11 protein-coding genes and 1 pseudogene are annotated in these 7,537 nt (G+C 57.3%); 6 read left to right on the forward strand and 6 right to left on the reverse strand.

Features of this window, described 5'->3' with window-relative positions:
- Positions 1-168, reverse strand: a 168-nt coding sequence (locus RCH09_RS19130) for a helix-turn-helix domain-containing protein (RefSeq protein ID WP_326942753.1), incomplete at its 3' end; no start/stop codon positions are given.
- Between the two features lie 185 nt (positions 169-353).
- Here RCH09_RS19130 and RCH09_RS19135 point away from each other — a divergent pair.
- From RCH09_RS19135 to RCH09_RS19150, 4 genes are all read left to right on the forward strand, one after another.
- Positions 354-809: a MarR family winged helix-turn-helix transcriptional regulator gene (locus RCH09_RS19135; protein WP_326942742.1), complete on the forward strand. Its 456-nt coding sequence runs from the start codon at positions 354-356 to the stop codon at positions 807-809.
- A gap of 108 nt (positions 810-917) precedes the next feature.
- A complete protein-coding gene (locus RCH09_RS19140; RefSeq protein ID WP_326942743.1) occupies positions 918-1,343 on the forward strand; it encodes an organic hydroperoxide resistance protein in 426 nt (141 codons plus the stop codon).
- Positions 1,344-1,491: 148 nt separating this feature from the next.
- The gene (locus RCH09_RS19145) at positions 1,492-1,761 is read left to right on the forward strand and encodes a ribbon-helix-helix domain-containing protein (protein ID WP_326942744.1); all 270 of its coding nucleotides are present in this window, start codon (positions 1,492-1,494) and stop codon (positions 1,759-1,761) included.
- Positions 1,758-2,093: a type II toxin-antitoxin system RelE/ParE family toxin gene (locus RCH09_RS19150; protein WP_326942745.1), complete on the forward strand. Its 336-nt coding sequence runs from the start codon at positions 1,758-1,760 to the stop codon at positions 2,091-2,093. Before RCH09_RS19145 ends, RCH09_RS19150 begins: the two co-directional genes overlap by 4 nt.
- Positions 2,094-2,188: 95 nt before the next feature.
- On the opposite strand, the gene RCH09_RS19155 is transcribed toward RCH09_RS19150, so the two are convergent.
- Both RCH09_RS19155 and RCH09_RS19760 read right to left on the reverse strand, forming a co-directional pair.
- Positions 2,189-3,631, reverse strand: a complete 1,443-nt coding sequence (locus RCH09_RS19155) for an esterase-like activity of phytase family protein (protein WP_326942746.1) — start codon at positions 3,629-3,631, stop codon at positions 2,189-2,191.
- Positions 3,632-3,705: 74 nt separating this feature from the next.
- Positions 3,706-3,813, reverse strand: a pseudogene (locus RCH09_RS19760) (PEP-CTERM sorting domain-containing protein); the annotation flags it as partial.
- A gap of 652 nt (positions 3,814-4,465) precedes the next feature.
- On the opposite strand from RCH09_RS19760, the gene RCH09_RS19165 reads away from it, so the two are divergent.
- Complete coding sequence (locus RCH09_RS19165) at positions 4,466-4,768, forward strand: type II toxin-antitoxin system MqsR family toxin (RefSeq protein WP_326942748.1); 303 nt, start codon at positions 4,466-4,468, stop codon at positions 4,766-4,768.
- A gap of 2 nt (positions 4,769-4,770) precedes the next feature.
- A complete protein-coding gene (locus RCH09_RS19170) occupies positions 4,771-5,172 on the forward strand; it encodes a type II toxin-antitoxin system MqsA family antitoxin (RefSeq protein WP_326942749.1) in 402 nt (133 codons plus the stop codon).
- A gap of 121 nt (positions 5,173-5,293) precedes the next feature.
- Here RCH09_RS19170 and RCH09_RS19175 read toward each other — a convergent pair whose 3' ends face one another.
- The 3 genes from RCH09_RS19175 to RCH09_RS19185 all read right to left on the reverse strand — a co-directional run bounded on the left by RCH09_RS19175 (position 5,294) and on the right by RCH09_RS19185 (position 7,352).
- Entirely contained in the window at positions 5,294-5,686 is a 393-nt protein-coding gene (locus tag RCH09_RS19175) for a lamin tail domain-containing protein (RefSeq protein WP_326942750.1), read from the reverse strand.
- Positions 5,687-6,533: 847 nt separating this feature from the next.
- Positions 6,534-6,656 carry a hypothetical protein gene (locus tag RCH09_RS19180; RefSeq protein ID WP_326942751.1) on the reverse strand — a complete coding sequence of 41 codons (123 nt, stop codon included), beginning with the start codon at positions 6,654-6,656 and terminating at the stop codon, positions 6,534-6,536.
- 159 nt (positions 6,657-6,815) lie between these two features.
- Positions 6,816-7,352 (reverse strand): chromosome partitioning protein ParA, encoded by a 537-nt coding sequence (locus RCH09_RS19185; protein WP_326942752.1) that lies wholly within the window; start codon positions 7,350-7,352, stop codon positions 6,816-6,818.
- Positions 7,353-7,537 lie beyond the last annotated feature (185 nt).

Consider the following 7,537-nt stretch of genomic DNA (forward strand, 5'->3'; position numbering starts at 1 on the left):
CGCCATCGATTCGTAGCGGATGAACTTACCGCCGGTGGCGCGATTTTCTTGCTGCAACGCCAGAGCCTTGTTGAACGCGAACCGGCATGCGCCGCTAAAGCGTCGCAGCGTGCGCTGGTGCAGGCCGTTGGGCATCAGTTCGTATTTGTAGGCTTGGCGTCGGAGCATGGTTGGAAGATACAGACTCGACGTTGATCGTGACAAGCTTAAGGCGAAAACAAATGCAAGGACGGCTGCGCCGTCCGCGTTATCCTTCCCCGCCCTGAAGGACGAGGTTTGTCACGCATTCTGATCAAGACTACCACATCTTAAATAGCTTGCTATTGAATAGCGCACGATCTAAACTGCGATGCATGCCGACCAATCAACCACCACAACGCCCTGCCCCGCAACTGGATGACCAGCTGTGTTTTGCGCTGTACTCGACATCGCTGGCGATGAACAAGGTCTACCGCAAGCATTTGCGTCCGCTCGGCATCACCTATCCGCAGTATCTGGTACTGATGGTGTTGTGGCAGGACGATGGCCTGACTGTTAGCGGCATCGGCGAACGGCTATTTCTGGATTCAGCAACACTGACGCCGCTGCTCAAGCGCATGGAAGTACAGCAACTGGTTACGCGCCAACGCGCCGTCGGCGACGAGCGCCAAGTGATCATCGCCTTGACCGCCGGCGGACAGGCGCTGCGCACGCGCGCAGCGGCATTGTCGGAGTCGATGTTTTGTGCATCCGGTTGCACGCTGGCGCAGATCCGGGCGCTGACCGAGCAACTGGCGGCACTGCGCGCCACCCTGCAAGAGAACCACTAAACAGCAGCATGCACGACCCGGTTTGCGGATTGCCGCACTGGCGCGCCGACACCGTTTTCCCCCAACCCGGCCACGACCGCGCCGGACCAACTTGACAGGAGTTTCACCATGACGATCGAAAAAGTACTGTATACCGCCCACGCCACCGCAACTGGAGGCCGCGACGGCCGCGCCGTTTCCTCCGACGGCGTGCTGGATGTCAAACTGACGACACCGAAAGAACTCGGTGGCGCCGGCGCCGTCGGCACCAACCCCGAGCAACTGTTTGCAGCGGGCTATTCGGCCTGCTTCCTGAGCGCGATGAAATTTGTCGGCATGCGCGACAAGATCGCCATCCCGGCCGAGACCACCATCAACGGTTCGGTTGGCGTCGGCCCGATCCCGACCGGTTTCGGCATTGAAGTGGAACTGAAAATCAGCCTGCCAGGCCTGGACCGCGCCGCCGCCGAGGCGCTTGTCGCCGCGACCCACATCGTGTGCCCTTACTCGAATGCGACACGCGGCAATATTGATGTGACGCTGACGCTGGTGTAAGCCGGGCAGCTTGTGCTGCGCGACGGTGCACTTTTCGACACCGTCGCGCATCGCATCTTTCATGAGGTGGCATGCCGACTCAGCGCCGTTGGACTGATCGCAAACATTGCAGTAGGATTCAATCCTGTTCATGCATTGGGAGCGCAACATGCGAACCACGCAACAACTCAGCATTACCCTGCCAAATGACATGGCCGACGCCATCAAAACCAAGGTGCAAAATGGCGAATACGCCTCCGAGAGCGAAGTCATCCGCGATGGTTTGCGTGCGCTTCTCGCCCGTGATCGGGCTATTGAAAACTGGCTGCACGATCAGGTCGGCCCAGCTTACGATGCGTTGAAGGAAGATCCATCCCGCGCTGTTACCGCAGACCAAATTCGTGCCCGTCTCGCGGGCGAGCACATCAAGGCGCGATGAACTATCGCGTCAACTTTGCACCCGAAGCCGAGGAACAACTTGTCGCTTTGTACAACTACATCGCTGCGGCGGCTTCGCCCGATACGGCAGCGCGCTACACCGAGGCGATCGTAGAATACTGCGAGAGCCTCGGCAGCTTTCCCCATCGCGGTGCCATGCGCGACGATATACGTCCGGGCCTGCGCATCACCAATTACAGGAAACGTACCGTGATTGCCTTCGACGTCGATGCCGGGTACATATCGATTATTGGCCTGTTCTACGGTGGTCAAAATTACGAAGCAATTCTGCAAGTCAATGCAAAGAATGACCCACCGAAGGATGCCACGTAGCGCCTGCCCCTCATCAATGCAAAAGCCCGCGCCGGAAATAATTACGGCGCGGGCTTTTTCCATATCGCCGACCATTCCGGTCAGCGCATTACCAATTACTTCGCAGCGGCGCTCTTGCGACGACGTGCCACAAAGCCCATCAAACCGAGACCAGCCAGCAGCATCCACGACGTGGTTGGCTCAGGCACGGCCGACACGGCAATCGATTGCGCCACATACGTCGCGCCCACTGCGGCCAGATCGGCATCGGTCACGCCGAACACGAAGAACTTGTTGTCGCCAGCAGTACCCGGCACGAAATCGTTGTCGTTGGTGACGTATAGCGTATGCGTGAGCACGCCGTTGACCGTCACATCCGCGCCGAAGGCCAGACCTTCAATTTTGGACGGGATCATGTTGCTGGCAATGCCTTTGGCGTTGAGCACGGCGACGATGTCCAGAAACAGCATCTTGCTGACAGCCTTGGTCGACAGGTCGCCCGACAGCGCCGACACATCCTGCGCGCCGGTGATGTCGATCTTGAACAGTTGCTTGGCCACGGCGGTGGTGCCATCGCCCAAGCCCTTGCCATCGCGCTCGTCGACCAGGAATTGATGGTCGTTCAAGGCCACGATTTCGCTCACGCCGGAACCGGTGGTCAGTGTGTACGCATACTCGTTGACCGCGCCGCTGGCGACATCGATCTTGACGATGCGCACGCTCTTGATCTTGCTAGCAGCGTCCTGCTCGAGCGGCGCCTGCATGATGCCATACAGGGTTTTGCCGTCCGGCGTGATGGCCAGGCCTTCCATGCCCTTGTTGGTGACCCGTCCGGTGGTGTTGCCGGAGATTTCAAGCGCGCCTTGGGCGTTCAAATTGGTGATGGCCAGATTGGCCGGCAGCGCGAACGACTTGATGCGCTCGCCGGTGGCACGGTCGAATTGGTACACGTACGGGCCATATTCATCCGACACAAACACACTCTTGCCATCGACTGACACGCGCACCGCTTCCGGATCGAGTCGCGCGTTGTTCGGATTGGTCGATGGCAGCGCGGCGTTGAAGTTGTCCGAACGGCCGGTGAAGTAATTGGTGTTATTGACCGCGTTCAGCGCCGGCGCACCATTGGGCAGATTCAGGCCGGCGCCGGTGCCGTAGGTCAGTGCCGTGGCGCTCGACAGCAGCGTGGTTGCCGTCAGCGTCGGCGTCAGATTGAACGCATAACCGCTGCCGGACGTGTTGGCGGTCAGGCTCATCGTGATGGTCTGAAAGCGGGCGATGTAAGAACTGGTGTCGTCGACCAGCGAGTTATACGGTGTCGCGTTCGGACCGCGATCGGGCGTTGCGATGAAGGTATTGTTGCCGGCATAGGCGATGCCTGAACCGAGCCCGCCGAGCAAGTTACCGGCGAGGCCATTTTCAAGTGGGCCAGCGGTTTGGCTCGACAGATCGAACGCGTTACCGCTGAGCGTGCCAATGGCAAGCAGATCGACTGCGGCAAACGCCGGTGCGGCGAACAGCGATGCCAACAGCAGCGGAAGAAGTTTTTTATGGTTCATGATGGCTATCCAAAAAGGGGAATGCTTGTTAAGAGCGGCGAATGCGACGGAAAACTCCGCCGCGTCCCGAATGGTTATTGACCGTTGTCTTGCTTGCGGCGCGCGCCAACCACACCGAACAATGCCAGGCCGGCCAGCAGCAATGCGTAAGCTTGTGGTTCAGGCACCGCCGAAACCGAGACGAATGCGGTGAAGCCGGGGCTGCCGATGTCGCCATTCGTGGAGGTATAGGCATGCTCGGTGTCGCCCACCGTTGCCAGCTTCCACAGCGTGGCATTGTTCGCGCCAAAGGCGGCGACCGACTTCGCTTCACCGCTGATGCCGGAAGTGCGGGGTCCGACGACCGACCCGGTGCCCTGGTCGTTGTAGGTCAGGCGGTCAATCAGCGTGCTGCCGTTGTACAGATTGATTTCATCGGAACGCCCGAGATTGTTCACATTTCCGCCAATGATCTTGACGCCTGTACCTGTAGCGGCTCGCGTTTGAAAACGGTCATGCTCGCATTCGACGCAGTTTTCGGCTCAAATTAACTGCAAATGAAAACGGGCTCGTGCTCACGCTATCTGCAAACGAGCTTGCATTCGACGGCACCTGCTCGCATTCAATGTCGCCGTGCTCACGCTAAGTGCAAATGGGATGAGGGGAAAATTCGTCTCGATAGGGTCTAGACCTGTCGCTGGGGGCGTCCCGGATGTGCAGAATGAACCCTTGCGAGACGCAAAAAGCGTCTCGGTGGCCGCGCCCGTTTGGGTATACCAAAACGGGACGCTGAAATCGTAAAGCGCAATGGAATTAACCTACTTGCGAAATTTACCAACTAGGTTATAATAAAGCATGGAAAAAGGCACCCCTCACTGCAAGTTGTCAGTCGTGAAAGCCTTGATCGAAGCCGGTAAGGTCAACGCCACGGCCAGCGCATTCAACGGTGCTCGTGAGCTGGGCATCAATGATCTGGCCGGGATGTGTGCCGTGGTCGTATCCCTCACATCTGCCGACTTCTACAAGAGCATGACGACTCACGCGGATCATCGAATTTGGCAGGACGTGTACCACGCCAAGACAGCCAATAGTGCCGATGTGTACTTGAAGCTGACCGTCATTGATGACGTTCTGATTGTTTCTTTTAAGGAGTTGTGACCATGAAATGCCCATGCTGTGGAGCGGCGGAACTGATCCACGACACCCGCGATATACCCTTCATCTACAAGGGCGAAACTACCACCATTCCAACGGTAACGGGCGACTTTTGTCCAGCTTGCGGCGAGGTGATCTTGAACCGCGAGCATGGCGACCGCTACAGCGAGTTGCTTGGGCAGTTTCAGCGTCAGGTGAATGCGGCCTACGTCGATCCTGATTACATTGCTAAGGTGCGCAAAAAGCTCGATCTGGATCAACGCCAAGCAGCCGAAATTTTCGGCGGTGGCGTCAATGCATTCTCGCGCTACGAAAATGGTAAGACCAAGCCGCCGCTGGCTCTGGTGAAGCTGCTCAAAGTACTGGATCGTCACCCCGACTTGCTCAACGAAGTTAGAATCACCTGACTCGCTTTGCGCCAATTCATTCGCAAATAATGTGAGCACATCGAAATGAAATGCAAGCCGGTCTGGTTGATTGCAAGCACAGTTGCAGATAGCGTGAGCACGAGCGATTAATCACTTGCAATTAATTTGAGCCGGAAAACGCGCTGAATGCGAGCACGGCCGGTTTGAAACGCGAGCCGCTACATGTACCCAGGTTCCAGGCAGAGCGAAATGCCGCAGCCGTGGCATCGGTGAAGATGACCGATTCGCCGGCGGCAATGGTGCCGAACGCCGCCAGCGGTTCTGAACCGGCAAGGCGGCTGTTATCGTCAAAACTCCACCCGCTCATGTTGATCGCGGTCGTGCCAAAGTTGGTGAATTCGACGAACTCGCCGACACCGCCGGTGGCCAGGCCGTTATACATCCACTCGGAAATGAGCAAGCCAGTTGGTGCAGCATGCGCACCCGACAGGGTTGCAGCCAATACACCCGCCACCGCGACGGTGCGCAGCGCATTCTTGAAAATCGTTGTCATGTCGTTTCCTGAAATCACGTCAATGGAAGGGGTGGCCAACTGGAACGAAAAAAGCACGGAAGCAGCATGGCGTCCTGCACAGACCGAATTGACGGGGCGATGCGATAACTTGCCTCAACGACAAGTCTACCGAGCGACTGTGTCAGTCTGATGGCGTGCACACACCCGGAGATGAGCCGAACGGACTACGCCGACAAGTTTTTACCGACCGGCCGATGCCCGGTACGGCGCGGCCAACGGTTCACCGATAAACACGCCCTGGGTCGGCCAGGCCACGCTTTTCCAATACGCCTCGATGGCCGAAGCGCAGACCAAGGCCAACGGTTGCGATCAACTGTGGAATGAGGGCAACATGCAGCTTGCGTCGGCTAAGGTGATAAGAATTGTTCCGAACTCTTCGTTTCACAGATCTCGGCGCCGATTGAAGCATATTTTCTGGCGGAAACAGCCTCCTAAGATGCTACAGGGAAATAATTCCGCCCCCCGTCTCTGTTTTTCTGATTCCTTTCGAAAATCGGAACAATTCCTATCACCTTAGCTGACCGAGCCGACCTAACTACAGAAAACCTGAACAATTTCTCTCACCTTAGCCGTTGCAACCCGCATGAAACGGTCATTTTTGGCGAGCACAAACTGTCAGCTTGGAACGTGAAACACGAGTTTCCTGAACAATTCCTCTCACCTTTGCCCGGAAACCCGCATGAAATGGTCGTTCTGCTCAGATTGACGCCGCCAACCCGGACGCTGCAATACAAGTTTCCTGAACAATTTCGTTCGCCTTTGCCCGGAAACCCGCACAAAATGGTCGCTCTCGGCGGGTAGCTACTAGTGTAATCGCCCTGCTTCGTCATTTTCTCTTCAGCGCAACCACTGCGCGCTTGAAAACATCGCCCAGCGGCCGGTCCAACCCGTCAGCGATGGCGTAAAAGCGCTCAAGGATTTCGCCTGTTACCTTGTCGATCAGCTGCATATTCCGCCCCGTCATTGAGCGCCTGGCACGCCCGGCTGGCTCTCGACGCCCTTCCCTGCGCCGCGCGTGAACCCGGTCTTGGCGGCTACCTCGTCGCTGGCATCCTTCGTCGGCCGCGGCTTGGTCACCAGCTTCGCTGGAAGGTCATTGAGGTAGTTGTCAGCAAAGGGATTTGCGCGCCGGCGCCGCTACTGGATCGATCTGTTTGGTTGTCATGCTGACGCCCTGCACGTTGGCGATAGCCTTGTCGACGGTCGTTACTGCCGACGCCCTCAGGTGATCAAGCGGCTGGCGGAAGCTGAACATCGCCTTGAATGCTTCGCGCTCATTCAACTCCGATTTGAAAACTGGGATGCCGGCGTCGATCTGACTTTTCTGGATATGCGCCATCGTCCTCGCCCGGATGGCTGAATTTGTCCTGGTCAGCAACACCACGTACGGCAGGACATAGTAGGGATTTGCCCGGCGCATGGATTTTTCGTGCTGACGAATGACGTTCCGAGCTTCGCTATCTTGCTCCGCATCCAGCCCGGCACCTAGCGTCGTGACGATCACAAAATCAGCTCGCGACACAGCCATGACAACGATTTTGGAAGCCGTACCCGCTAGGTCGACGATCACGAACGGTGTCTGGCCGGCTGCCTCGTCGATTCGGTCGGTAATCGTTTCCTCGTTTGCGTCGGACACGACGGTCAAGTTCGCCTGAGTGTTCTCGCTAGTTGCACATGTCGCAATCGGATGGTTTGGATCAGCATCAATGTGGTGACGCGCATTTTTCAGCTAAGAAAACGCGGAACAAATCGAATTCCGCCTGTTCGACGGCGTAGCGCGGATTTTTTGTTCGCGTTACGTCGAACGTTTGCGATTTTTCCTGTGGTCGC

Origin of the sequence: Actimicrobium sp. GrIS 1.19 (assembly GCF_035984655.1) — a bacterium.
In the GTDB taxonomy this organism is placed as follows: Bacteria; Pseudomonadota; Gammaproteobacteria; order Burkholderiales; family Burkholderiaceae_D; genus Actimicrobium.

Excerpts from the sequence above, each read along its gene's own strand:
- RCH09_RS19170 (WP_326942749.1), top strand. The coding sequence starts at position 4,771 with ATGAAATGCCCATGCTGTGGAGCGGCGGAACTGATCCACGACACCCGC.
- RCH09_RS19155 (WP_326942746.1), bottom strand. The coding sequence starts at position 3,631 with ATGAACCATAAAAAACTTCTTCCGCTGCTGTTGGCATCGCTGTTCGCC.
- RCH09_RS19180 (WP_326942751.1), bottom strand. The coding sequence starts at position 6,656 with ATGCAGCTGATCGACAAGGTAACAGGCGAAATCCTTGAGCGCTTTTAC.
- RCH09_RS19135 (WP_326942742.1), top strand. The coding sequence starts at position 354 with ATGCCGACCAATCAACCACCACAACGCCCTGCCCCGCAACTGGATGAC.
- RCH09_RS19150 (WP_326942745.1), top strand. The coding sequence starts at position 1,758 with ATGAACTATCGCGTCAACTTTGCACCCGAAGCCGAGGAACAACTTGTC.
- RCH09_RS19175 (WP_326942750.1), bottom strand. The coding sequence starts at position 5,686 with ATGACAACGATTTTCAAGAATGCGCTGCGCACCGTCGCGGTGGCGGGT.
- RCH09_RS19165 (WP_326942748.1), top strand. The coding sequence starts at position 4,466 with ATGGAAAAAGGCACCCCTCACTGCAAGTTGTCAGTCGTGAAAGCCTTG.
- RCH09_RS19145 (WP_326942744.1), top strand. The coding sequence starts at position 1,492 with ATGCGAACCACGCAACAACTCAGCATTACCCTGCCAAATGACATGGCC.
- RCH09_RS19140 (WP_326942743.1), top strand. The coding sequence starts at position 918 with ATGACGATCGAAAAAGTACTGTATACCGCCCACGCCACCGCAACTGGA.